Annotated in this window: 22 protein-coding genes; 12 read left to right on the top strand and 10 right to left on the bottom strand. The window is 75.2% G+C overall.

The window, feature by feature from the left end:
• Positions 1 to 31 precede the first annotated feature (31 nt).
• The 6 genes from queA to IEX99_RS04715 are packed head-to-tail and all read left to right on the top strand — an operon-like array spanning position 32 to position 5020.
• The gene (gene queA / locus IEX99_RS04740) at positions 32 to 1081 is read left to right on the top strand and encodes a tRNA preQ1(34) S-adenosylmethionine ribosyltransferase-isomerase QueA (protein ID WP_188898975.1); all 1050 of its coding nucleotides are present in this window, start codon (positions 32 to 34) and stop codon (positions 1079 to 1081) included.
• The gene (gene tgt, locus IEX99_RS04735; RefSeq protein WP_188898846.1) at positions 1078 to 2226 is read left to right on the top strand and encodes a tRNA guanosine(34) transglycosylase Tgt; all 1149 of its coding nucleotides are present in this window, start codon (positions 1078 to 1080) and stop codon (positions 2224 to 2226) included. The genes queA and tgt overlap by 4 nt, the downstream gene beginning before the upstream one ends.
• Complete coding sequence (gene queF / locus IEX99_RS04730) at positions 2223 to 2690, top strand: preQ(1) synthase (protein WP_188898845.1); 468 nt, start codon at positions 2223 to 2225, stop codon at positions 2688 to 2690. The genes tgt and queF overlap by 4 nt, the downstream gene beginning before the upstream one ends.
• Positions 2677 to 3738 (top strand): tRNA epoxyqueuosine(34) reductase QueG, encoded by a 1062-nt coding sequence (gene queG, locus IEX99_RS04725; protein ID WP_188898844.1) that lies wholly within the window; start codon positions 2677 to 2679, stop codon positions 3736 to 3738. The genes queF and queG overlap by 14 nt, the downstream gene beginning before the upstream one ends.
• Positions 3735 to 4454: a 7-cyano-7-deazaguanine synthase QueC gene (gene queC, locus IEX99_RS04720; protein WP_188898843.1), complete on the top strand. Its 720-nt coding sequence runs from the start codon at positions 3735 to 3737 to the stop codon at positions 4452 to 4454. Before queG ends, queC begins: the two co-directional genes overlap by 4 nt.
• Entirely contained in the window at positions 4451 to 5020 is a 570-nt protein-coding gene (locus tag IEX99_RS04715; RefSeq protein WP_188898842.1) for a VUT family protein, read from the top strand. Before queC ends, IEX99_RS04715 begins: the two co-directional genes overlap by 4 nt.
• 34 nt (positions 5021 to 5054) lie before the next feature.
• Here the strand turns inward: IEX99_RS04715 and IEX99_RS04710 are convergent, their stop codons facing one another.
• The 8 genes from IEX99_RS04710 to IEX99_RS04675 all read right to left on the bottom strand — a co-directional run bounded on the left by IEX99_RS04710 (position 5055) and on the right by IEX99_RS04675 (position 13554).
• Entirely contained in the window at positions 5055 to 6044 is a 990-nt protein-coding gene (locus tag IEX99_RS04710; RefSeq protein WP_188898841.1) for a tripartite tricarboxylate transporter substrate binding protein, read from the bottom strand.
• A gap of 10 nt (positions 6045 to 6054) precedes the next feature.
• A complete protein-coding gene (locus IEX99_RS04705; protein WP_188898840.1) occupies positions 6055 to 7239 on the bottom strand; it encodes a 3-hydroxybenzoate 6-monooxygenase in 1185 nt (394 codons plus the stop codon).
• Complete coding sequence (locus tag IEX99_RS04700; RefSeq protein WP_188898839.1) at positions 7236 to 8204, bottom strand: type 2 periplasmic-binding domain-containing protein; 969 nt, start codon at positions 8202 to 8204, stop codon at positions 7236 to 7238. The genes IEX99_RS04705 and IEX99_RS04700 overlap by 4 nt, the downstream gene beginning before the upstream one ends.
• Positions 8201 to 10357: a xanthine dehydrogenase family protein molybdopterin-binding subunit gene (locus IEX99_RS04695; protein WP_188898838.1), complete on the bottom strand. Its 2157-nt coding sequence runs from the start codon at positions 10355 to 10357 to the stop codon at positions 8201 to 8203. Before IEX99_RS04695 ends, IEX99_RS04700 begins: the two co-directional genes overlap by 4 nt.
• Positions 10354 to 10830: a (2Fe-2S)-binding protein gene (locus tag IEX99_RS04690; RefSeq protein ID WP_188898837.1), complete on the bottom strand. Its 477-nt coding sequence runs from the start codon at positions 10828 to 10830 to the stop codon at positions 10354 to 10356. The genes IEX99_RS04695 and IEX99_RS04690 overlap by 4 nt, the downstream gene beginning before the upstream one ends.
• A 10-nt stretch (positions 10831 to 10840) precedes the next feature.
• Positions 10841 to 11794: a tripartite tricarboxylate transporter substrate binding protein gene (locus IEX99_RS04685; protein WP_229677806.1), complete on the bottom strand. Its 954-nt coding sequence runs from the start codon at positions 11792 to 11794 to the stop codon at positions 10841 to 10843.
• 126 nt (positions 11795 to 11920) lie between these two features.
• A complete protein-coding gene (locus tag IEX99_RS04680) occupies positions 11921 to 13351 on the bottom strand; it encodes an amidase (protein WP_229677805.1) in 1431 nt (476 codons plus the stop codon).
• On the bottom strand, positions 13348 to 13554 hold the full coding sequence (locus IEX99_RS04675; RefSeq protein WP_188898835.1) for a hypothetical protein: 207 nt from the start codon (positions 13552 to 13554) through the stop codon (positions 13348 to 13350). Before IEX99_RS04675 ends, IEX99_RS04680 begins: the two co-directional genes overlap by 4 nt.
• 118 nt (positions 13555 to 13672) lie before the next feature.
• On the opposite strand from IEX99_RS04675, the gene IEX99_RS04670 reads away from it, so the two are divergent.
• Genes IEX99_RS04670 through IEX99_RS04655 form a run of 4 tightly spaced genes read left to right on the top strand, consistent with a single transcriptional unit; the run spans position 13673 to position 17934 of the window.
• Positions 13673 to 14812, top strand: a complete 1140-nt coding sequence (locus tag IEX99_RS04670) for a mandelate racemase/muconate lactonizing enzyme family protein (RefSeq protein ID WP_188898834.1) — start codon at positions 13673 to 13675, stop codon at positions 14810 to 14812.
• A complete protein-coding gene (locus tag IEX99_RS04665; protein WP_188898833.1) occupies positions 14812 to 15795 on the top strand; it encodes a hydroxyacid dehydrogenase in 984 nt (327 codons plus the stop codon). The genes IEX99_RS04670 and IEX99_RS04665 overlap by 1 nt, the downstream gene beginning before the upstream one ends.
• A 16-nt stretch (positions 15796 to 15811) precedes the next feature.
• A complete protein-coding gene (locus tag IEX99_RS04660) occupies positions 15812 to 16951 on the top strand; it encodes a mandelate racemase/muconate lactonizing enzyme family protein (protein ID WP_188898832.1) in 1140 nt (379 codons plus the stop codon).
• A 20-nt stretch (positions 16952 to 16971) separates the two neighbouring features.
• Positions 16972 to 17934 carry a Bug family tripartite tricarboxylate transporter substrate binding protein gene (locus IEX99_RS04655; protein WP_188898831.1) on the top strand — a complete coding sequence of 321 codons (963 nt, stop codon included), beginning with the start codon at positions 16972 to 16974 and terminating at the stop codon, positions 17932 to 17934.
• A gap of 25 nt (positions 17935 to 17959) precedes the next feature.
• Here IEX99_RS04655 and IEX99_RS04650 read toward each other — a convergent pair whose 3' ends face one another.
• Positions 17960 to 18679, bottom strand: a complete 720-nt coding sequence (locus tag IEX99_RS04650; protein WP_229677804.1) for a DUF1194 domain-containing protein — start codon at positions 18677 to 18679, stop codon at positions 17960 to 17962.
• Positions 18680 to 18681: 2 nt separating this feature from the next.
• A complete protein-coding gene (locus tag IEX99_RS04645; protein WP_188898830.1) occupies positions 18682 to 20379 on the bottom strand; it encodes a gamma-glutamyltransferase family protein in 1698 nt (565 codons plus the stop codon).
• Positions 20380 to 20568: 189 nt separating this feature from the next.
• On the opposite strand from IEX99_RS04645, the gene IEX99_RS04640 reads away from it, so the two are divergent.
• The gene (locus tag IEX99_RS04640; protein WP_188898829.1) at positions 20569 to 21369 is read left to right on the top strand and encodes an enoyl-CoA hydratase-related protein; all 801 of its coding nucleotides are present in this window, start codon (positions 20569 to 20571) and stop codon (positions 21367 to 21369) included.
• Between the two features lie 50 nt (positions 21370 to 21419).
• Positions 21420 to 22256, top strand: a complete 837-nt coding sequence (locus IEX99_RS04635; protein ID WP_188898828.1) for an alpha/beta hydrolase — start codon at positions 21420 to 21422, stop codon at positions 22254 to 22256.
• Positions 22257 to 22300 lie beyond the last annotated feature (44 nt).

Below are 22300 nucleotides of genomic sequence, written 5' to 3'. Positions count from 1 at the left end.
CATCGTGCTCGACTTATCCACAGCTCCGCCGCTGCGGACGGCGGATTTCGACTTCGCCCTCCCCGAGCGCCTGATCGCCCAGGCGCCGGCGCGGCCGCGCGACTCCGCGCGCCTCCTGGTGGTGCCGCCGCGGGGACCGTTCGGGGACCGCATCGTCCGCGACCTGCCGGCGCTGCTCGCGCCCGGCGACCTGCTCGTGGTCAACGACACGCGCGTGATCCCGGCGAGGCTGCGCGGCCGGCGCGGCGCGGCGCGCGTGGAGCTGCTGCTGAACCGCGCCGAGGGGGGCGGTCTCTGGCACGCGCTGGTGCGCAATGCACGCCGGCTCCGCCCGGGGGATCTGGTGGCGATCGAGGGGGCGCCCGACTGCGCCGCGCGGGTGGTCGAGCGGCTCGGGGAGGGCGCGGTGCGCCTGGATTTCGGCCCCGATCCGGCGGCGCTCGCCGCGGCGCTGGAACGCGCCGGCGAGGTGCCGCTGCCGCCCTACATCCAGCGGCCGGACGGCCCGCGCCCGGAGGATGCCGCGGACTACCAGACCGTGTTCGCCCGCGTCCCCGGCGCCGTCGCCGCCCCCACGGCGAGCCTGCACTTCACCGAGGCGCTGCTCGCCGCGCTGGAGGCGCGCGGCGTGCGGCGCGCGACGGTGACGCTGCACGTCGGCGCCGGCACCTTCCTGCCGGTGCGCACGGAGGACCCTCGCGCCCACCGGCTGCACGCCGAATGGGGCGAGGTGACGGCGGAGGCGGCGGAGACGATCGCCGCCGCGCGGCGTGCCGGCGGGCGGATCGTCGCGGTCGGCACCACCGCGCTGCGCCTCCTGGAGACGGCGGCCGCGGAGAGCGGCGCGGTGCGGCCGTTCCGCGGCCTCACCGACCTCTACCTCCTGCCCGGCCACCGCTTCCGCACGGCCGACCTGCTGCTGACGAACTTCCACCTGCCGCGCTCGACGCTGTTCATGCTGGTCTGCGCCTTCGCCGGCACCGAGCGCATGCGCGCCGCCTACGCCCACGCCATCGCGCGGGAATACCGCTTCTACAGCTATGGCGACGCCACGCTGCTGCACCGGAGCGAGGCGCCGTGACCCCGCTGCGCTGGACCCCGGTCGCGGCCGACGGCGCCGCGCGCGCCGGCGTGCTGCACACCGCGCATGGCGAGGTGCCGACCCCGGTCTTCATGCCGGTCGGCACCGCCGGCACGGTGAAGGCGATGACCGCGGACGCGGTGCGCGCGACCGGGGCGCGCATGGTGCTCGGCAACACCTATCACCTGATGCTGCGCCCCGGCGCCGAGCGCGTCGCGCGGCTCGGCGGGCTGCACCGCTTCATGGACTGGCGCGGGCCGATCCTGACCGACTCGGGCGGCTACCAGGTGATGAGCCTGTCCGAGCTGCGCGAGATGGACGAGGGCGGCGTCACCTTCCGCAGCCACCTGGACGGCACGCGCCACCGCCTGACCCCGGAGCGCAGCGTCGAGATCCAGCGCCTGCTCGGCGCCGACATCGCCATGTGCCTCGACGAGTGCACGCCCTTCCCGGCGACGGAGGCCGAGGCGGCGGCGTCCATGCGCCTCTCGATGCGCTGGGCGGCGCGCTGCCGCGCCGCCTTCCTGCCGCGGCCGGGCCACGGCCTGTTCGGCATCGTCCAGGGCGGCGTCTATCCCGAGCTGCGCGCGGAGAGCGTCGCCGCGCTGACCGCGATCGGCTTCGAGGGCTACGCCATCGGCGGCCTCGCCGTGGGCGAGGGGCAGGCGGCGATGTTCGCGGTGCTCGACGGCACGCTGCCGCTGCTGCCGGCGGACCGGCCGCGCTACCTGATGGGCGTCGGCACCCCGGCGGACCTGGTCGGCGCCGTCCGGCGCGGGGTGGACATGTTCGACTGCGTCATCCCGACCCGTTCCGGCCGGACGGGTCGCGCCTACACGCGCCGCGGGGTGCTGAACCTGCGCAACGCCTGCCACGCCGAAGACCCGGGCCCGCTCGATCCGGACTGCCCCTGCCCGGCGTGCAGGAATCATTCGCGCGCCTATCTGCATCACCTGTTCAAGGCGCAGGAGATGCTCGGGCCCATGCTGCTGACCTGGCACAACCTCCAGTACTACCAGGACCTCATGCGCGAGCTGCGCGCCGGCATCCTCGCCGGCCGCTTCGAGGAGGCCGCGGCGGCGGCCGAGGCGGGCTGGGCGGCGGCGCCGGACCGGACCACGGCGGAAGAGGAGCAGGCGGCATGAGCGGCGCCCCCGACCACACGGAGCTCACCCAGCTCGGCCGCCCGACCCGCCTGCCGGAGAGCCCCGAGGCGGCGGTGCTGGAGCGCATCGCCAACCCGCACCCGGACCTGCGCTACTGCATCCGCTTCACCGCGCCGGAGTTCACCTCGCTCTGCCCGATCACGGGCCAGCCGGACTTCGCCCACCTGGTCATCGACTACGTGCCCGACGCCTGGATCGTCGAGAGCAAGTCGCTGAAGCTCTACCTCTCCGCCTTCCGCAACCACGGCGCGTTCCACGAGGCCTGCACGCTGGACATCGCCAGGCGGCTGCTCGCGACCCTCGCGCCGCACTGGCTGCGCATCGGCGGCTACTGGTACCCGCGCGGCGGCATGCCGATCGACGTCTTCTTCCAGTCCGGCGAGCCGCCCGCGGGCGTGTGGATCCCGCCGCAGGAGGTGCAGCCCTACCGTGGCCGCGGCTGAGCGACCGGACGACCCGCGCGAGGCGATCCGCGCCGAGGCCCGCCGCCTCGGCTTCGACGCGGTCGGCTTCGCCGAGGCGAGGCTGCCGGAAGAGGTCCGCGCGCGGCTCGAGTCCTTCCTCGCCGCGGGCATGCACGGCGGCATGGCCTGGATGGCGGAGCGCGTCGCGCAGCGCGCCGACCCGCGCGCGCTCTGGCCGGAGGCGGCGAGCGTGGTCGCGCTCGGCGTCTCCTACGCGCCGGCCGACGATCCGCTGGCGACGCTGCCGCTGCGCGACCGCGCGACGATCAGCGCCTATGCGCGCAACCGCGACTACCACGACGTGGTGAAGAAGCGCCTGAAGGCGCTCGCTCGCTGGATGGTGGAGCGCTGGCCGGGCACGGACCTCAAGGTCTTCGTGGACACCGCGCCGGTGATGGAGAAGCCGCTCGCGCACCGCGCCGGGATCGGGTGGCAGGGGAAGCACACCAACCTGGTCTCGCGCGCGCACGGGTCCTGGCTGTTCCTGGGCGAGATCTACACCACCCTCCGGCTGCCGCCGGACGCGCCGGAGCAGGACCATTGCGGCTCCTGCCGCCGTTGCCTCGACATCTGTCCGACCGGCGCCTTCCCCGCGCCCTACCTGCTCGATGCGCGCCGCTGCGTCAGCTACCTGACGATCGAGCACCACGGCCCGATCCCGCACGACCTGCGCCCCGCGATGGGCAACCGCATCTACGGCTGCGACGACTGCCTCGCCGTCTGCCCCTGGAACAAGTTCGCCCGCGCGCACGCCGAGCCCGCCTTCCTGCCGCGCGCCGCGCTGACCGCGCCGCGCCTCGCCGAGCTCGCGGCGCTGGACGACGCGGCGTTCCGCGCCCTGTTCTCCGGCAGCCCGATCAAGCGCATCGGGCGGAACCGCTTCGTCCGCAACGTGGCGGTCGCGATCGGCAACTCCGGCGACCCCGCGCTCCGGCCCGTTGCGCAGGCGCTGGCGGAGGACGCCGACCCGGTGGTCGCCGAAGCCGCGCGCTGGGCGGCCGAGCGCCTGCTCGAGGAGGCCGCATGATCGCCGAGGGCGCCCTCGTGCTGTTCAGCGGCGGCCAGGACAGCGCCACCTGCCTCGCCTGGGCGCTGGATCGCTTCGCGCGGGTGGAGACGGTCGGCTTCGACTACGGCCAGCGCCATGCCGTGGAACTCGCCTGCCGCGCCGCCTTCCGCGCGGCGCTGTCGGCGCGGTTTCCCGCCTGGGCGGCACGGCTCGGCGAGGACCACGGGCTGCGGCTGGACGCGCTCGGCGCCATCTCCGAGACCGCGCTGACGCGCGAGGCGGAGATCGCGCTGCGCGCGGACGGGCTGCCGAACACCTTCGTCCCGGGCCGCAACCTGGTCTTCCTCGCCTTCGCCGCCGCGCTCGCCTATCGCCGTGGCCTCCGCCACATCGTCGCCGGCATGTGCGAGACCGACTATTCCGGCTATCCCGATTGCCGCGACGACACGATCAAGGCGATGCAGGTGGCGCTCAACCTCGGCATGGAACGCCGCTTCGTCCTGCACACGCCGCTGATGTGGCGCGACAAGGCGGCGACCTGGAGCCTCGCCGAGGCGCTCGGCGGCGCGGCGCTGGTGGAGATGATCCTGGAGCACACCCACAGCTGCTACCTCGGCGACCGCGCGCACCGCCATCCCTGGGGCTACGGGTGCGGCGCCTGCCCGGCCTGCGAGCTGCGCCGCCGCGGCCATGAGGCCTACGTGACGCAACGAACCGGACATCCTGCCCGATGAGGAACACGCACCGCCGGCGCCGCGCCGAGGGCCTCCTCTTCCTCGCCGCCTTCGCCCTCTGCATCCCGGCCGCCAACTGGCTGATCGAGCATGCCGGCACGGTCTGCCTGGCCGGCGGCCCGTGCCTGATCCCGGTGGCGCCGGGCGGGCTGATGGCGCCCTCCGGCGTGCTGATGATCGGCCTCGGCCTCGTCCTGCGCGACCTGGTGCAGCGCCGGCTCGGCGTGGGCTGGGCCGTCGGGGCGATCCTCGCCGGTGCCGCGCTCTCGGCGCTGCTCGCGCCGCCGGCGCTGGTGATCGCCTCCGCTGCCGCCTTCCTGCTCAGCGAGGGCGCCGACCTCGCCGTCTACACGCCCCTGCAGCGCCGCGGCCTGATCGCCGCGGTGGTGGCGAGCAGCCTGGTCGGCCTGGTGGTGGACAGCGTCGTCTTCCTCTGGCTCGCCTTCGGCAGCCTGGAGTTCCTCGCCGGGCAGGTGCTGGGCAAGGCCTGGATGGTGCTGGCGACCCTGCCCTTCCTGCACTGGCTCCGCCGGCGCGACGCGCGGCTCGGCATCGCGCCGGCCTGATCCGCGGCGGGCGCGGAAGCCCGCCGCGGGGCGCTCAGTCGGCGGCGATCCGGTGCTCGCGCACCACCCGCGACCAGGTCGCGATCTGCTGGTCGAGGAACCGGCGCAGGGCTTCCGGGTCCGACAGCACCAGCCGCGCCTGCTGCGTCTCGGTCATCTGCCGGCGCGCGCGTTCCTCCGACAGCGCCTCGCGCAGCGCCGCGTTCATCCGCGCCACGATCGGCGCCGGCGTGCCGTGCGGCGCGAAGACGCCCCACCAGGCCTCCGCCTGCAGGCCCGGGAACCCGCTCTCCTCCGCCGTCGCCACCTCGCGCAGCGCGGGCAGGCGCTCGGGGCCGAACTGCACCAGGGGGCGCAGCGTCCCCGCGGCGATCTGCGGCATCAGCAGCGCGGCGCTGCCGATCATCATGTCCACATGCCCGGCCACCGCGTCGTTCACCGCGAGGCCGCCGCTGCGGTAGGGCAGGTGCGGCATGCGGATCCCGGCGCGCTCCTGCAGCAGGATCATCGTCAGGTGGCCGATTGTGCCGTTGCCGGTGGAGCCGAAGCTCACCCGGTCCGGCCGCGCCTTCGCCGCGGCGACGACGTCGGCGAGGCTGCGATAGGGCTTGTCCGGCTTGCAGGCCAGCGCGTAGGGCGCGCCGCCGATCAGCATCACCGGATCGAGGTCGCGCGTCAGGTCGAAGGGCAGGCTGGGCAGCAGCGCCGGCATCACCGCGTGGCTGTCGAAGGTGATGAGCCAGGTCTGCCCGTCCGGCGGCGCCTTCGCCACCACGCCCGTGCCGATCGAGCCCGCGGCGCCCGAGCGGTTCTCCACCACGATGGGCACGCCGAGGCGCTGCTGCAGCCCGGGCGAGACCAGCCGCGCCACGGCGTCGGTCGAGCCGCCCGGCGCGAAGGGGACGACGATGCGCACCGGCCCGTTCGGCCAGGACGCCGCCGCCCCCGGTTGCGCGCGCGCCGCCGCGCAGGGCCAGGCACCAAGAAGCGCGGCGGCCGCGCCGCGCCGGGTCAGGTTCGCCATCGTCACCTCCTCAGATCGCACCGGGCCAGCGCGGCCGGTCGTAGAGCCAGGCCATGCCGTCCCACGCGCCCTCGCCGCCGCCGCCGAGCATCTGGTCGCGCAGCTCCGCCTTGACGCCGGCGGCGTGGTAGATCTCGCCGTAGAAGCGCGCCGTGAGCTGCACGCGCGCGGTGCGCAGCACGCGCGCCTCCTCGTACGCGGCGAAGGCCGCCGCGGCATCCCCCCCGTGCGCGCGGAACTGGTCGGCGAGGCAGACCGCGTCCTCCAGCGACATCGCCGCGCCCTGGGCAAGATACTGCAGCATCGGGTGCGCCGCGTCGCCGAGCAGCGTGACGCGCCCCTTCGTCCAGCCGCGCCGCGGCTCGCGGTCGCAGAGGACCCAGTAGCGCCAGGTCTCGATCCGCCGCAGCATCGCCCGCACCTCGGGCCGCGTGCCCTCGAAGTGGCGCCAGAGGAGGGCCGGATCGCCCTGCTGGTCCCACCCCTCCGAGTAGTGGTCGGAGTGGAAGACCGCGACGAGGTTCATCAGCCCGCCCCGGCGCAGCGGATAATGCACGAGATGGATGCGCGGCCCGGCCCAGAGCACGACCTCGCGCCGGGCGATGCCGGGCGGCACCCGATCCATCGGCAGCACGGCGCGGTAGGCGATGTGGCCCGAGACGTCGGGCGCGCCGTCGCCCATCACCTGCGCGCGGATGCGGCTCCACAGCCCGTCGGCGCCGACGAGCGCCCGGCCGCGCAGCGCGGCGCCTCCCTCCAGCCGCAGGGTCACGCCGTCCGCGTCCTGCGCGAAGCCCGCCGCGGCGCGGCCCGTCTCGAGGACGATGCCCGGCTGCGCGCGGCAGGCCGCGAGCAGCGCCGCGTGGAGGTCGGCGCGGTGCGTCACGGCGTAGGGCTGGCCGAAGCGGGCGGCGAACCGCTCGCCGAGCGGGATGCGCACGATCTCGTGGCCGCGCAGCGCGCAGCGCATGACCAGCGCCTCCGGCCGCACCGCCGTCTCCTCGACCGCGGCGCGCACGCCGAGCCGGTCGAACATCGCGAAGACGTTGGGGCCGAGCTGGATGCCCGCCCCGACCTCGCCGAACCGCCGCGCCTTCTCGACGAGATGCACGGGCTGGCCGGCCCGCGCCAGCGCGAGCGCGGCGCCGAGGCCGCCGATGCCCCCGCCGACGACGAGAACGGGATCGCCGCTCATGGTTCGTCCGGCAGATCCAGCGTGCTCGGGTGGAACAGCGCCTCGGGCTCGATCTCCCGCGCCGCGAGGCCGTCGTGCACCGCGAAGCGGATCATCGCCGCGACCTCCGCGCGGTTGCGCGCGAAGCCGTAGGGCCAGGGGTTGCCGCCCATGAACGCGCTCTGCGCCGCCGCCTCGGCGGCGATCCAGGGCAGCGAGACGCGCAGCACGTTCACCATGGCGAGCTCGGCGAGCGAGAGGGCCTTGGCGCGGGCGAAGGCGCGGAACAGCTCGACCGGGAGCCAGGGATGCCGCTCGGCGACGTCGCGCCGCACGGCGAGGCAGTGCATGATCGGGAAGAAGCCGCTCGCCTTGAACCAGGCCTCCTCCTCCGCGCGGTAGTCCGGGAACAGGCGGGCGACCGGCGCGCCGCGCTCGGCCAGGCAGGCCGGCGGGCGCGGCGCGATCAGCGCATCGAGGCGGCCCGCCGCCAGCGCCGCCTCCAGCGGCTCGCCGAGCGGGCGCACGTCGAGGCCCGGCGGCAGGGTGATCGCGACGCGCTCGCCCCCCGTGCGCCACGCGATGCCGCGCGTGTCCACGCCGTAGTGCTCGCGCAGGATGCCGCGCACCCAGAGCGCCGCCGTCTGCTGGTACTCCGGCAGGCCGATGGCGCGGCCGGCGAGGTCCGCCGGCGTGCGGATCCCGCGGTCGGTGCGGACGTAGATCGCGGAGTGGCGGAAGGCGCGCGAGAGGAAGACCGGCACGCCGACATAGGGCGCGTCGCCGCGCGCGGTGGTGACGATGTGGCTGCCCATGGACAGCTCCGTCACCTCGAAGGCGCGGTCGCGCAGCGCGCGGCGGAAGATGTCCTCCGGCTCGCCGGGCAGGGCGGTGAAGCGCACGCCCGGCACCGCGACGCGACCGTCGAGGATCGGCCGCGTGCGGTCGGTCGCCACGCAGGCGAGCGAGAGCGCGACCTCGTTCATCCCGCGTCCATCGCCGCGGCGATGTTCTCCGCCGTGAAGGGCATCGCCCGCACGCGCACGCCGAGCGCATCGCGGATCGCGCCGGCGAGGGCGGCGACGGTCGGCGCCAGCGCGCATTCCCCGGCGCCGAGCGGCGGCTCGTCGGGCCGCTGCAGGAGCCGGACCTCGACCGCCGGCACCTCGGAGAAGCGCAGGATCGGATAGGTCTCCCAGGAATCGCTGGTGACGCGGCGGCGGTCGAAGCGCACCGCCTCCTTCAGCGCCATGGAGACGCCGTGGAGCGCGCCGCCCTCGACCTGGTTGGCGACGCCGTCGGGATTGATCGCCTCCCCCACATCGGCGGCGATCCAGAGGCGGGTGGCGCGCACCGTCGCCTCCGCGGCGACCTCCGCCACCACCGCGCACCAGGCGGCGGCGTTCTTGTAGCGCGCGAAGCCGACGCCCATGCCAGCGCCCTCGCGGCGCGCGCGGCCGGCCCAGCCCGCCATCTCCGCGGCGGCGCGCACCACCTCCGCCGCGCGCGGGTCGTCGAGGTGGCGCAGCCGGTATTCGACCGGGTCCGCGCCCGCGCGCGCGGCCAGCTCGTCCATGGTGGACTCGATCGCCCAGACGTTCACCGGCGCGCCGAGGCCGCGCAGCGCCGAGGTGCGCAGCGGCATCTCCGTCAGGCGGCGCGCGGCGACGCGCAGGTCCGGCACGCGGTAGAGCGGCACCGCGTTCCGCTCCGCCCCGCCGCCGCCGGCGAGCGGCGGGTTGATCGAGGGCGGCACCGGCACCCCGCCCTCGACATAGGCGCCGGAGAGCAGGGTCGGTTCCTGCAGCCGGCCGGGGCGCGAGGAGTGGCCGTTGCCGATGATCCCGCAGCGCCAGGACGCCAGGTTCCCGGCGGCGTCGGCCGACGCCTCCACCTCGACCAGCATGGCGGGGGAGAAGGGCGACCAGCCGAGTTCCTCCGCCCGGCTCCACAGCACGCGCACCGGCCGGCCCGGCACGGCGCGCGCGACCAGCGCGGCGTCCAGCGCCACGTCGTCGGCGCCGTTGTGCCCGTAGCAGCCGGCCCCCTCCGCATGGCGGACGATGATCCGCTCCGGCGCGACGCGCAGCACCTTCGCGAGGTCGGTGCGCAGGTTGTAGACGCCCTGGCTGTGGGTCCAGACCTCCACCGTCTCCCCGCTCCAGCGCGCCACGGCGCAGGAGGTGCCGACCGAGGCATGCGCCACCGGCGGGCGGAAGAACGCGCCGCGCACCGTGTGCGCCGCCTGGGCGGCCCCGTTCGCGACGCGCTCGACGACGACCGAATGCTCGTGCGGCGCCTCGCGCAGCCAGTCGGCGAGCGCGCCCTCGTCGGGCAGCGTGTCGGCCTCCTCCCACCGCGCCCGGCCGGCGATGCGCGCCGCGGCGGCCTCGGCGTCGTGCTCGGCCTCGGCGAGGACGGCGAGGAAGGATCCGTCGCGGACCACGCGCGCCCCGCCGGGCAGCGGCGGTCCCTCGCGCAGTTCGGCGAGCCGCGCCCCGCGCGCCGGCGGCCGCACCACCCGCGCGTGCAGCATGCCCGGCAGGCGCAGGTCGTGGACGAAGCGCGCGGCGCCGAACACCTTGTCCGGCAGATCGAGCCGCGGCGCCGAGGTGCCGGCGACGCGCCGCGCCGCGGGCGGCTTCGGCCGCGCCTCCGGCGAGGCCTCGCACTCCAGCAGCGCGTCGTCCGCCTGCGCCCAGTACGAGCCGACGGGGCCGGCGGGGCCGAGGAAGGCGCCGTCCTCCACCCGCAGCGCCTCCAGCGGCACCCCCGTCTTCTGCGCCGCGACGGAGAGGTGGATGGCGCGCGCGTTCGCGCAGGCATGGCGCAGCGCGGTGCCGCAGTCCTGCACCGACAGGCTGCCCGAGGTGACGCCCTCGTTCGGGCTGTCCGGCGTCGCCGCCGGCTGCACGCGGATGCGCCCCAGCGAGACGTCCAGCTCGTCCGCCGCGATCTGCGCCAGCGCCGTCAGGATGCCCTGCCCGAGCTCCACCTTGCCCGGCCGGATGGTGACGCGGCCGTCCGCGTGGAAGGTGATCCACTGCGAGAGCCGCCGGTTCGTGTGCAGGCTTCCGGGAAGCCGCGGCCTGCCGTCCTCCGGCTTCACCAGGCCGCGGAAGTCCGCGCCGCCGCTCATGCCGCCGCCCTCCCCTCGCGCATCGCCCGCGCGGCGCGGCGCACGGCGCGGAGGATGCGGTTGTGGCTGCCGCAGCGGCACAGATGCGGCTCGAGCGCGGCGCGGATCGCCGCCTCGTCCGGATCGGGGTCGCGCTCCAGCAGCGCCGCCGCGCTCACCAGGATGCCGGGCAGGCAGAAGCCGCACTGCCCGGCCTGCTCGGCGAGGAATGCGGCCTGCAGCGGATGCGGCGCGTCCGGCGTGCCGAGCCCCTCCACCGTGCGCACCGCCTTCCCCTCGACGGCGCCGACCGCGAGGGTGCAGGCGTAGCGCGGCGCGCCGTCCACCAGCACCATGCAGCTTCCGCACTGCTCGGCGCCGCAGCCGTAGCGCGGCCCGCTGAGGCCGAGCGGGCCGCGCAGCGCATGCAGCAGCGAAACCTCTCCCGGCAGCTCGACCGAGACCGCCGTGCCGTTGAGCGTGAAGCGCGCCATGATGCGTCGCTCAGCCCACCTGGATGCGCGCCATGCGGATCCATTCGCCCTGGCGCTGGATGTCGCGGCGCAGGAACGCCTCGAACTCCGCGATGGACATCGGCATCGGCTGCGCCCCGAGGCGCGCCTGGGCCTCGCGCGTCGCCGGCAGGGCGAGGATCCGGTTCACCTCCGCGTTCAGCCGCTCCACGACCGGCCGCGGCGTGCCGGCCGGCGCCATCAGCCCGAGCCAGAGCGAGGACTCGTAGCCGGGCAGGGTCTCCGCCACCGTCGGCAGTTCGGGCAGCAGCGGGCTGCGCTCCGGCCCGGTGGTGGCGAGGCCCCGCACGCGCCCGCCGCGGATGTGCTCGGCCATGGTCGGGATCGCGTCGAACATGATCGGCACCTGGCCGCCGATCACCGCGGTCCGCGCCTGGTCGCTGCCGCGGAACGGCACGTGCGTCACCTCGATGCCGGCCATGGCGCGGAACACCTCGCCGGCGATGTGGTAGGGCGTGCCGGGACCGGAGGAGGCGTAGTCCAGCTTGCCGGGATTGGCCTTCGCATGGGCGATCAGCTCGGCGACCGCCCGCGCCGGCAGCGAGGGATGCACGACCAGCACGTTGTAGGCGATGTTCACCGCCGCGACGGGCGTGAGGTCGCGCATCAGCGCGTAGGGACGGTTCGGCAGCAGCGTCTCGTTCGCCGTATGGGTGTTCGACATCATCAGCAGCGTGTGGCCGTCGGGCGGCGACTTCGCCACCGCCTCGGTGCCGATCACCGCGCCGGCACCGGGCCGGTTCTCCACCACCACCGGCTGGCCGAGCGCCTGCCCGAGCGGCTCCGCCAGGAACCGCGCCGCCACGTCCGCCGATCCGCCGAGGCCGAACGGCACCACGATGCGCACGGGCCGCGTCGGCCACGCCGCGCCCTGCGCGAGCGAGCGGCGCGGCGCCGCGAGGCCCGCGACAGCGAGTCCGGCCATCCAGATTCGGCGATTCAGCAGCATGACGCCCCTCTCTCCCCGGAATTGCCGCGCAGCATTGGCCGCCCGGGCCGGTTCGACAAGGCCCCCCGCCGCGGCCCGTCGCCGGCCCGCGGCGGGTCCGCCTCAGCCGAGCGGCGGCATCCGCCGGTGCCAGTCCGTGTCGCGCTGGAACGCGTCCGCCGCCCGCAGCACGCGCGCCTCGGCGAAGGGCCGGCCGGCGAGCTGCAGCCCGATCGGCAGGCCGCGGTCGTCGAACCCGCAGGGCACCGAGATCGCCGGCAGGCCGAGGTAGTTGAACGGCCGCGTGTTCGCGGAAACCGCCATGAAGCGCGACCAGTTCCGCGGATCGGCATCAATGTCGGTCTCGGCGAGGGTCGGCACGCGCGTGCGCAGCGTCGGCGTCGCCACCAGGTCGAAGCGGCCGAGCGCCTCGGCGCAGAACCGGCGCAGGATCGGCCCGCGGCGCGCCAGGGCCTCGACGTAGAGGTGCCCCGGGATCGCGTAGCCGCCATAGAGGCGCGCGGAGAGGTGGATGGAATAGTCGCCGGGCCGCTCGCGCATCCAGTTCGCGTGGATCGCGGCGCCCTCCACGCGGCTCAGCAGCGCGCCGTAGGCGGCGACGGCGCGGAGCGAGGGGGCGGAGACGCGCTCCACCGTCGCGCCGCGCGCCTTGAGCACCCCGAGCGCCGCCTCGAAGGCGTCCACCACCACGGAATCGGCGCCGTCGAAGAACCACTCCTGCGGCACGGCGATCCGCAGGCCGCGGATGTCGCCGGTGAGCGCCGCCTCGTAGTCCGGCACGGGCTCGCGCGCGCTGGTCGGGTCCCTCGGGTCGTGGCCGGCGACGACGCGCAGGAACCGCGCCGCGTCGCGCGCCGTGCGCACCAGCGGGCCCACGTTGTCGGCCGAGAAGGAGAGCGGCATCGCGCCGAAGCGCGAGACGCGCGTCTGCGTCGCCTTCAGTCCCGTGACGCCGCAGATCGTCGCCGGCAGGCGGATCGAGCCGCCGGTGTCCGAGCCGAGCGCCGCCGTGAAGAACCGCGCCGCCACCCCGGCGCCGGAGCCGGAGGAGGAGCCGCCGGTGCAGTAGGGCAGGTTCCAGGGATTGTGGCAGTGGCCGAAATGCGCGTTGTGCCCCGTCGGGTTCTGCGCGAACTCGGCCATGTTCAGCGTGCCGAGGTCGATCGCGCCGGCGGCGTCCAGCCGCTCCAGCACCGTCGCCGTCACCTGCGGCACGAAGTCGCGGCGGATCCGCGATCCGCAGGTGCTGACCTTGCCGGCGCGGTAGTACATGTCCTTGTGCGCCATCGGCACGCCGTGCAGCGGCCCGAGCGGCCTGCCCGCGGCGCGCGCCCTGTCGGCCGCGGCCGCCGCCTCCCGCGCGGCGTCGCGGTCGAGCCGGATGAAGGCGTTGACCCTGCCGTCGTGCGCCTCGATGCGGGCGAGGCAGGACTCGAGCAGCGCGGCGGCCGTGATCTCGCCGCGCGCGATCGCGTCCGCGGCCTCGGTCATGGAGAGCGCCGCGAGCCCGGCGGTGCCGGCGGGGGCGTTCACGGCGTCCGCTCCTTCTCGGCCTGCAGCGCCGCCTCGAACGAGGAGGGCTCGTCCTCGAACACCAGCGTGCCGCGCAGCGCCTCGAGCTCGGCGAGCAGCGGCGGGAAGTCGGAGAGGCCGTGCCGCGCCGCCTCGTTGGGGCACTCGACGCCGCTCCAGCGCCGGATCTGCTCGATGGTGGGTGCAACCAGGTCGGACGCCATGCGCATTGCCCTCCGGTGCGGTGTCCCGCGGCAAGGCTAGCAGGGGCCGCGGACGCTTGTCGCCCCCGCAGGCGCGTGGCAGCCTCGCGGCGCGAGGCAGCCGGGAGGAGGAGCGCGCATGAAGGTGACGGGGGTCGCCTGCCATCTGCTGCAGGCGAAGGTGGAGAAGCCGTTCACCTCCGCCCGCGGCTGGCTCTACACGACCCGTGCCTCCTGCATCGTCGAGATCACCACCGACGCGGGCATCACCGGCTGGGGCGAGTGCTACGGCCCGGCCGCGGTCAACAAGACGCTGATCGAGACGCAGTACGCCCCGCGCGTGCTCGGCCGCGACCCCTTCGACGTCGAGGTGGTCTGGGAGGACCTCTACAACCGCATCAAGGACTACGGCCCCTCGGGCTTCTCGATCACCGCGCTGTCGGGCATCGACATCGCGCTCTGGGACGTCATGGGGCGGGCCGTGGGCAAGCCGATCCACAAGCTGATCGGCGGCGCCCACCGCAAGGAGGTGATCGCCTACGCCACCGGCCTCTACTTCACCGACATGGACCGCCTGGTCGAGGAGGCGGTGGAGGAGGCCCGGGGCTACGCCGCGCAGGGCTTCCGCGCGATCAAGATGAAGATCGGCCTGGGCGATCCGCGGCTCGACCTGCGGCGCGTGCAGGCGGTGCGCGAGGCGATCGGGCCGGAGGTCGGCCTCGCCGTGGACGCGAACCACTGCTTCACCGTGCCGCAGGCGATCCGGCTCGGCCGGATGCTCGAGCCGCTCGACCTGCTGTGGTTCGAGGAGCCGATCAGCCCCGAGGACCACGACGGCTACGTCGAGGTGACCCGCGCCCTCGACCTGGCGGTGGCCGGCGGCGAGAACGACTTCACCCGCTGGGGCTTCCGCGACATCGTCGCGCGCAAGGCGATGGACATCATCCAGCCCGACGTCTGCGCCGCCGGCGGCCTCAGCGAGTGCCGCAAGATCGCCGCCCTCGCCTCGGCGCACGGCGTGGAGTGCGTGCCCCACGCCTGGGGCAGCGCGATCGGCCTCGCCGCGACGATCCAGTGGCTCGCCGCGATGCCCGACACGCCGCCGGCCTTCCGCCCGATCCCCCCGATGCTGGAGTTCGAGCAGACCCCGAACCCGCTGCGCGACGAGCTGGCGAGGGAGCCGATCCGACAGGCGAACGGCATCGTGCGCGTCCCCGACGGCCCCGGCATCGGCATCGAGGTGGACCGCGAGGCGCTCATGCGCTGGAAGGTGGCGTGATGCGCGTCGCGCTCACCGATCCCATCGAGCCGGCCGGCGAGGCGATCCTGCGCGAGGCCGGGCACGAGACGCTGCTGCCGCAGGGCTCCGGCCCGGAAGCCCTGCGCGCGCTCTGCGCCGGGGCGGACGCGGTGGTGGTGCGCCAGAAGCTGCCCGACGACCTGCTCGACCACGCCCCGCGGCTGCTCGCGGCGGTGCGCCACGGCGTCGGCGTGGACATGATCCCGGTCGCGGACTGCACGGCGCGGGGCGTGGTGGTGGCGAACGTGCCGGGCGCCAACGCCGACGCCGTGGCGGAGTTCGTCGTCGCGCAGATGCTCGCCGCCGCGCGCAACGCGCAGGCGATGCACGCCGCATTGCTCGCCGATGGCTGGGGCGCCGCGCGCGGGAGGTCGGAGGCCGCGACGGAGCTGCGCGGCAGGACCCTCGGCATCGTCGGGGTCGGCGCGATCGGCACGCGGCTCGCGGAGATCGCGGCGCACGGCTTCCGCATGAACGTCCTCGGCAACCGGCGCAACCCGCAGGCGCTGCCGCCCTTCGTCGCCTACGCCGAGCTGCCGCGCCTGTTCGCGGAGAGCGACTACATCGCCCTCACCTGCCCGCTGACGCCGGAGACCCGGGGCCTCGCCTCCGCGGCGATGATCGCGCGCATGAAGCCGGGCGCCTGGCTGCTCAACGTCGCGCGCGGCCCGGTGATCGAGGAGGCGGCGCTGCTCGCGGCGCTGCGCGAGGGGCGGATCGGCGCGGCGCTCGACGTGTTCTGGCAGCAGCCGCTCGCGCCCGACCACCCGCTGCGCGCCCTGCCCAACGTCCTGCTCACCCCGCACGTCGCCGGCCTGACGCGCGAGAGCGTCGCGGCGATGAGCACCGTCGCCTGCGAGGAGGTGGTGCGCATCCTGCGCGGCGACCGGCCGCGGAACTTCGTCAACCCCGACTGCTGGGAGGCGTCGCGCGCCCGCCGCCGCGCCCTCGGGCACCTCTGAGGGAGGACCACGCGCCATGAGGATCGTCGAGGTCAAGGCCTACCCAACCTCCTTCCCCCTGCCGCCGGAGGGCGGCGTCACGCTCGGCATCGGCCGCGCCGTCAAGCGCGACGCGGTGATGGTCAAGGTCGTCACCGAGGACGGGATCGTCGGCTGGGGCGAGAGCCACCACGGCCGCGCCCACACCGCCGTCGCCAGGCTGATCGAGACGACGCTGCGCCAGCTCGTCCTCGGCATGGACGCGCACGACACCGTCGGGATCTGGGCGAAGATCTACAAGTACCAGCTCGGCAGCCACGGCATGGGCGCCGCCTGCGCGATGGCGATGAGCGGCATCGACATGGCGCTCTGGGACATCAAGGGGAAGGCGGCGGGCCTGCCGCTCTGCCGGCTGCTCGGCGGCGCGGCGCGCCCCGTGCCGGCCTACGCCGGCGGCGTCGCGCTCGGCTACCAGCCGCCGGCGCAGCTCATCGACGAGGCGGCGCCGCTGGTCGCGGCGGGCTACAGGGCGGTGAAGCTCCGCATCGGCGACACGGTGCGCGACGACATCGCGCGCATGGAGGCGGTGCGCAACGCCTTCGGCCACGAGCTCGCCATCCTCACCGACGCCAACACCGGCTACCGCGTGGACCAGGTGCGGCAGGTGATGCCGGCGATGGACGAGATCGGCATCGGCTGGCTGGAGGAGCCCTTCCCCGCCCACGACCACCGCGCCTACGCGGAGGCGCGGCGCTACGGCCGCACCCCCCTTGCCGCCGGCGAGAACCACTACACGCGCTTCGAGTTCACGCGGGTCCTCGAGGACGGCGTCATCACCATCTGGCAGCCCGACCTCTCGAAGTGCGGCGGCGTCACGGAGGCGCTGCGCATCGCGGCGATGGCCTCCGCCTTCAAGATCCCGATCAACCCGCACTCCTCGATGACGGGGGTGAACCAGGCGGCCTCGATCCACCTCCTCGCCGCGATCGAGAACGCCGGCTACTTCGAGGCCGACGTGTCGCGCGGCAACCTGTTCCGCGACAGCCTCGGCAGCGAGCCCTGGCGCATCGGCGCCGACGGCTGCGTGCGGCCGCTGGAGGCGCCGGGCATCGGCGTGGAGGTGGACGAGGCCTTCCTCGCCGCCCACCCGCCGATCGAGGGCCCCGGCTACGTCTGAACGGTTCCAGGGAGGAACGCATGCGTCGCCTGATCCTCGTCCTCTGCCTGGCGCTCGCGGTCGTCGTGCCCGCGCGCGCGCAGGACTTCCCCTCGCGCGAGGTCCGCATCGTCTGCGGCTTCGCCCCGGGCGGGACATGTGACCTGCTCTCGCGCATGCTCGCCGAGCACCTGACGCCGATCTTCGGCCAGCGCGTGATCGTCGAGAACCGCACCGGCGCCTCCGGCATGATCGGCGCCGACTCGGTCGCGAAGTCGCCGCCGGACGGGCACGTCGTCTCGCTCGCGACCATGGCGATGCACACCATCCTGCCCGAGATGCCGGGCGTGCGCATGCCCTTCGACGTGGACCGCGACCTCACGCCCATCGCCAACGTCGCCAACATCTACAACGTCCTGGTCGTGCGCCCGAACGCCGAATTCCGCACCGTCGCCGAGCTGATCGCGCACGCGCGGGCGAATCCGGGGCGCCTCACCTACGCCTCCGCCGGCAACGGCTCCTCCCAGCACCTCGCGGCCGAGCTGTTCAAGCGCATGGCGGGGGTGGACCTGCTGCACGTGCCCTACCGCGGCGGCGCGCCGGCGATCGTGGACATCGTCGCCGGCCGCACCGACATGATGTTCGGGAACCTGCCGGAGTTCCTGGGCCAGATCCGCGGCGGCGGGCTCCGCCCCCTCGCCTTCGGCGCGCCGCGCGTCAGCCCGCTGTTCCCCGATCTCCCGCGCATCGCCGACACCCTGCCCGGCTTCGAGATCCGCAACTGGTTCGGCATCGCGGGCCCCGGCAACCTCCCGCCCCCGATCGTCGCCCGTTGGAACGCGGCGCTGCGCCAGGTCGCCGAGGATCCGGTGTTCCAGCGGCGCATGACCGAGAACGCGATGGAGATCATCGTCGGCTCGACCGAGGAGTTCCTCCGCACCATCGCGGAGGACCGCCGCCGCTGGGGCGAGGTCATCCGCGCCGCCAACATCCGCGCCGACTGACGCGGAGGCCGGCCCGGGCGGGCGGTCAGCCCGGGCCGAGGGGCGCGCGGGCCCCGGCGATCTCCCGCATCAGCTTGGCCCGCATCGCGCGGGCGAAGTCGCGGCGGTCCTCCGCGACGATAACGAAGGCGCCGGGGCCGCCGATCACCTCGCGCTCGTAGTGCTCGCGCAACGGCACGCCGAAGCGCGTGACGGGCGCGATCCCGATCGCCAGCGCGTTGATCACGATGCCCGCCGCCACCGCCGCGTCGCGCGCCGCCGCCGCCGGCCGCAGCGAGCGCAGGTCCGGCCCGTCGCCGGCGAGGTCGATCACCCGCTCCCCGGCACGGAACGGGGCCGCCGCGATCAGCGCTGCCGCGTGGTCGATCGCATCGCCGATCGCGTTGTAGCTCTGGCGCGATCGCGGCGCCTCGACCAGAGCGCGCCCCAGCGCCTGCGCTGTGACGGCATCGGTCACGCGCATCCAGCCCACCACCGTCTCCGCGCCGCCGGGCGAACCCCACTCCACCACGGACACGGCGATCGCACCGAGCGGCTTCGACCGGATGGCGGCGAGCATCGCCGGGTGCGACAGCGCCTCCGCGCACCCCTCCCGCTGCAGGCGGAACTCGTCCGCGTCCATGCTGCCCGAGGCGTCCAGCGCCAGCACCAGCAGCAGATCCACCGCCGGCCGCGGCTGCGCCGCGGCCGTCCAGGCCGGCGGCGCGGCCAGACCCGGCAGCAGCAGCGCCGCGCGCCGCCGCACGCTCAGGAGGCGATCGCGTAGGCCGGGCGCCGCGGATCGGCGCCGGCGTGGATCATGCCCTGCTGCGGATCGGTCAGGATCACCTCCACGCTGCCGGCGAGCCAGGTCCACTCCGGCCAGTCCTGCATCGCGTGCCCCCGCGCGGCGAGCTCGCCCCGCGTCTCCGCCCCGATCCGCGCCTCGGCGGCGAGGCGCGCCGGGAAGTACTCGAAGGGCGCGAAGGAGGAGGGGAAGGAGTAGCTCGCCACGCGCGGCGCCTCGATCGCGGCCTGCACCTCCATGCCGAAATGCAGCACGTTGAGCATCACCTGCAGCATGGCCTGGATCTGCACGTCGCCGCCCGGCGTGCCGAAGGGCATCACGCCGCCCTCGCGCGTCACGACCATGGCCGGGTTCGGCGTCAGGCGCGGGCGCTTGCCGGGCGCGACGCCGCAGGGATGCCCCGGGTCCGGCCGGCTCTGCGAGCCGCGGTTGGAGGGGATGATGCCGAGCCCCGGCACCACGGGCGAGCTCCACGACCCGTCCGAGGGCGTGGCGCTGAACGCGTTGCCCCAGCGGTCCACGGCGCAGACATAGCTGGTGTCGGCCTCCGCCATCGGCGCCGCCGCGCGGGTCGCGGGCACGGGCGCGGTCCCGGCGCCGAGCCGCGGGGCGGGCATGCCGGGATGCGCGCGCCGCGGGTCGATCTCCCGCGCGCGCGCGCCGATGTGCGCTTCCGAGAGCAGCGCGTCGAGCGGCACGTCCACGAAGGCCGGGTCGCCGAAGTGGTACTCGCGGTCGGCCATCGCCGCCTTGATGGCCTCGGTCAGCAGGTGCAGGTAGTCGGCCGAGTTGTGCGCGAGCCCGTCGAGGCCCGCGCGCTCCATCACCAGCAGCGCCTCGAGCAGCGCCGGGCCCTGGCACCAGGGGCCACAGGTCAGCACCTCGTGGCCGCGCCAGCGCCGCCGCACCGCGGGCTCCAGGCGCGAGCGGTAGCCCGCCATGTCCTCCATCGAGAGGTAGCCGCCCTCGCGCCGCTGGAAGGCGACGATCTCGCGCGCGATGTCGCCCTGGTAGAACGCCGCCCGCGCCGCGGCGAGGCCGGCGAGGCGCCCCTTCCCCGCCGCCTTGCGCTCCTCGTCCGCCATGTACTGCAGGGTGCGCGCGAGGTCGGACTGCACGAACTTCTCGCCGACGCGCGGACGCCTCCCGCCGGGCAGGAAGATCGCGGCGTTGGAGGGCCAGCGCGCGTACTCCGCCTCGTGCTTCTCGATGTTCTCGGCGAGCAGGGGGAAGACGGCGAAGCCGTCGCGCGCGAAACGGATCGCGTACTGCGCCACCTCGCCGAAGCCCATGGTGCCGTGGCGCTCCAGCGCGGTGATCCAGGCGTCGGGCGCCGCCGGCACCACGGTGCGCAGCACGCCGGGGGGAATCCTGCCGCCGTGCTCGCGCATGAACAGGTCGGCGGGCAGCGACTTCGGCCAGTGGCCGAGGCCGGCGATGGTCTCCACCGTGCCGTCCGCCTTGCGGATCATGATCGGCGCCACGCCCGCGACGTTCACCAGGTCCGGCAGCAGGACGCCGAGCGCGATGCCTGCCGCGCAGCCCGCGTCGATCGCGTTGCCGCCGGCCTCCAGCACCGCGAAGCCGGCGGCGGCGCCGAGGTAATGGCCGGCCGAGACCGCGTGGCGCGTGCCGCTGATGGTCGGGCGTGTCTGCATGGGGCGACGCTCCTCTGCGCCGGCGGACGGGCGGGGCGGCCCGCCGCCGTTCCGGCGCAGGGTCCGCGCGGGCGGCCGGCGGTGTCAACCGCTTCCGCGCCCGCTTCACGCCGGCGCGCGCCGGCGCGAGGATGGGCGCACCGCGCCGCGCCGCATGCGCGAGCCGCCGCCCGGAAGGAACCGCGAACCATGTCCGAGACGCCCGCCGCCCCGCCCGTCCTGCTCTCCGTGGACGCGCGCGGCATCGCCACCGCCACGCTCAACCGCCCGCACAAGGGCAACGCCTACGACGAGGACCTCCTCGCCGCCCTGATCGAGGGCCTCGACCGGCTCGCGGCGGAACCGAAGCTGCGCGCCCTCGTGATCCGCGGCGCGGGCAGGCACTTCCAGGCCGGCGCCGACCTCGACTGGCTGGCGCGGGCGGCCACCTACCCGCCAGAGCGGGCCTTCGAGGCCTCCATGGCCACCACGAGGGCGATGCAGAAGCTCAACGAGTTCCCGCGCCCGACCTTCGCGCTGATCCACGGCGCCTGCTTCGGCGGCGGCTGCGGCATCGTCTGCTGCGTGGACGTCGCCCTCGCCACGACGGACGCGATCTTCGGCATCACCGAGGTGCGCGTCGGCGTCGCGCCGACGCCGATCAGCACGCACATGGTGAACGCGATGGGCCTGCGCCACACGCGCCGCTACGCGCTGACCGGCGAGCGCTTCGACGCCGCCGAGGCGCAGCGCATCGGCCTCGTCCACGAGGTGCACCCGGCCGACCGGATCGAGGCGCGGCTCGCCGAGATCCTCGACCAGACGATGCTGTCCGGGCCGGGGGCGATCGCGATGACCAAGCACTCCTTCCTCGCCGCCAACGGCCTCACCCTCGACCCGCGGGAGATGGCGATGCTGGCGCACGAGAGCTGGATGCAGCGCGCCTCGGCCGAGGGGCGCGAGGGGCTGGCCGCCTTCCGCGAGAAGCGCCGGCCCAACTGGTACCGCTGAGCGGCGCCCCGCCCCGGTCCCGCCTTGCGCCCGCCCCCGAGGTCACGTGTATGACGCCCGCCATGGACCTCGAGGCCGAATACAACAACCGCGCGCGCGTCCCCGAGCATCCGGCGATCCTGGAGGGCTGGGCGCGGGAGGCCGCCGCCTACCGCGCCGCCCGCCGCGATGCCGCCGAGCTCGACCTGGCCTACGGGCCGGGCGAGCGCGAGCGGCTGGATCTGTTCTGGCCGGACGGCGCCGCCGCGCGCGACGCGCCGATCGCGCTGTTCCTCCATGGCGGCTACTGGCAGGCGCTGGACCGGAGCTGGGCCAGCCACTGCGCGCGCGGCCTCAACGCCCGCGGCGTGGCGGTGGCGGTGCCGTCCCACGATCTCTGCCCCGCGGTCACGGTCCGGCGCATCGTGGAGCAGATGCGCGCCGCGGCGGCGTTCCTGCACCGGCGGCACAAGCGGCGCCTGCTGGCGGCCGGGCATTCCGCAGGCGGCCACCTCGCCGCCCTGCTGATGGCGACCGACTGGCGCGCGCTCGACCCCGCCCTGCCGGCGGACCTCGTGCCGGTCGGGCTGCCGATCTCGGGCGTGTTCGAGCTGGAGCCGCTGCTGCCGACCACGATCGCGCGGGCGCTCCGCCTCGATGCCGCCGAGGCGCGCGCCCTCTCGCCGCGCTGGCTCCCCGCGCCGCGCGGCGGCGCGCTGCACGCCGTGGTCGGCGGGGCGGAGAGCGCGGAGTTCCTCCGCCAGACCCGCGACTTCGCCGCCGCCTGGGGCGGGAGCTGGGAGGCGCTGCCGGGCGCGAACCACTTCACCGTGCTGGCGCCGCTCTCCGACCCGGAGAGCGCGCTGGTCGCGCGCGCCGCGGCAATGGCGGCGCCGCTTGCCGGCTGACCCGCCAAGCCTAGAATGACCGCGATCACGCTTCGGCAGGGAGG

The organism is Caldovatus sediminis (assembly GCF_014644455.1).
GTDB lineage: Bacteria > Pseudomonadota > Alphaproteobacteria > Acetobacterales > Acetobacteraceae > Caldovatus > Caldovatus sediminis.
Note: the sequence above shows the minus strand (reverse complement) of the source record. Positions and strands in the feature narration are given on the sequence as shown.

Bases quoted from the DNA above. Each gene is read 5' to 3' on its own strand.
- queF (WP_188898845.1), top strand. From the start codon at position 2,223: ATGAGCGGCGCCCCCGACCACACGGAGCTCACCCAGCTCGGCCGCCCG.
- queC (WP_188898843.1), top strand. From the start codon at position 3,735: ATGATCGCCGAGGGCGCCCTCGTGCTGTTCAGCGGCGGCCAGGACAGC.
- IEX99_RS04715 (WP_188898842.1), top strand. From the start codon at position 4,451: ATGAGGAACACGCACCGCCGGCGCCGCGCCGAGGGCCTCCTCTTCCTC.
- IEX99_RS04710 (WP_188898841.1), bottom strand. From the start codon at position 6,044: ATGGCGAACCTGACCCGGCGCGGCGCGGCCGCCGCGCTTCTTGGTGCC.
- IEX99_RS04705 (WP_188898840.1), bottom strand. From the start codon at position 7,239: ATGAGCGGCGATCCCGTTCTCGTCGTCGGCGGGGGCATCGGCGGCCTC.
- IEX99_RS04700 (WP_188898839.1), bottom strand. From the start codon at position 8,204: ATGAACGAGGTCGCGCTCTCGCTCGCCTGCGTGGCGACCGACCGCACG.
- IEX99_RS04695 (WP_188898838.1), bottom strand. From the start codon at position 10,357: ATGAGCGGCGGCGCGGACTTCCGCGGCCTGGTGAAGCCGGAGGACGGC.
- IEX99_RS04690 (WP_188898837.1), bottom strand. From the start codon at position 10,830: ATGGCGCGCTTCACGCTCAACGGCACGGCGGTCTCGGTCGAGCTGCCG.
- IEX99_RS04685 (WP_229677806.1), bottom strand. From the start codon at position 11,794: ATGGCCGGACTCGCTGTCGCGGGCCTCGCGGCGCCGCGCCGCTCGCTC.
- IEX99_RS04675 (WP_188898835.1), bottom strand. From the start codon at position 13,554: ATGGCGTCCGACCTGGTTGCACCCACCATCGAGCAGATCCGGCGCTGG.
- IEX99_RS04670 (WP_188898834.1), top strand. From the start codon at position 13,673: ATGAAGGTGACGGGGGTCGCCTGCCATCTGCTGCAGGCGAAGGTGGAG.
- IEX99_RS04665 (WP_188898833.1), top strand. From the start codon at position 14,812: ATGCGCGTCGCGCTCACCGATCCCATCGAGCCGGCCGGCGAGGCGATC.
- IEX99_RS04660 (WP_188898832.1), top strand. From the start codon at position 15,812: ATGAGGATCGTCGAGGTCAAGGCCTACCCAACCTCCTTCCCCCTGCCG.
- IEX99_RS04655 (WP_188898831.1), top strand. From the start codon at position 16,972: ATGCGTCGCCTGATCCTCGTCCTCTGCCTGGCGCTCGCGGTCGTCGTG.
- IEX99_RS04645 (WP_188898830.1), bottom strand. From the start codon at position 20,379: ATGCAGACACGCCCGACCATCAGCGGCACGCGCCACGCGGTCTCGGCC.
- IEX99_RS04640 (WP_188898829.1), top strand. From the start codon at position 20,569: ATGTCCGAGACGCCCGCCGCCCCGCCCGTCCTGCTCTCCGTGGACGCG.
- IEX99_RS04635 (WP_188898828.1), top strand. From the start codon at position 21,420: ATGACGCCCGCCATGGACCTCGAGGCCGAATACAACAACCGCGCGCGC.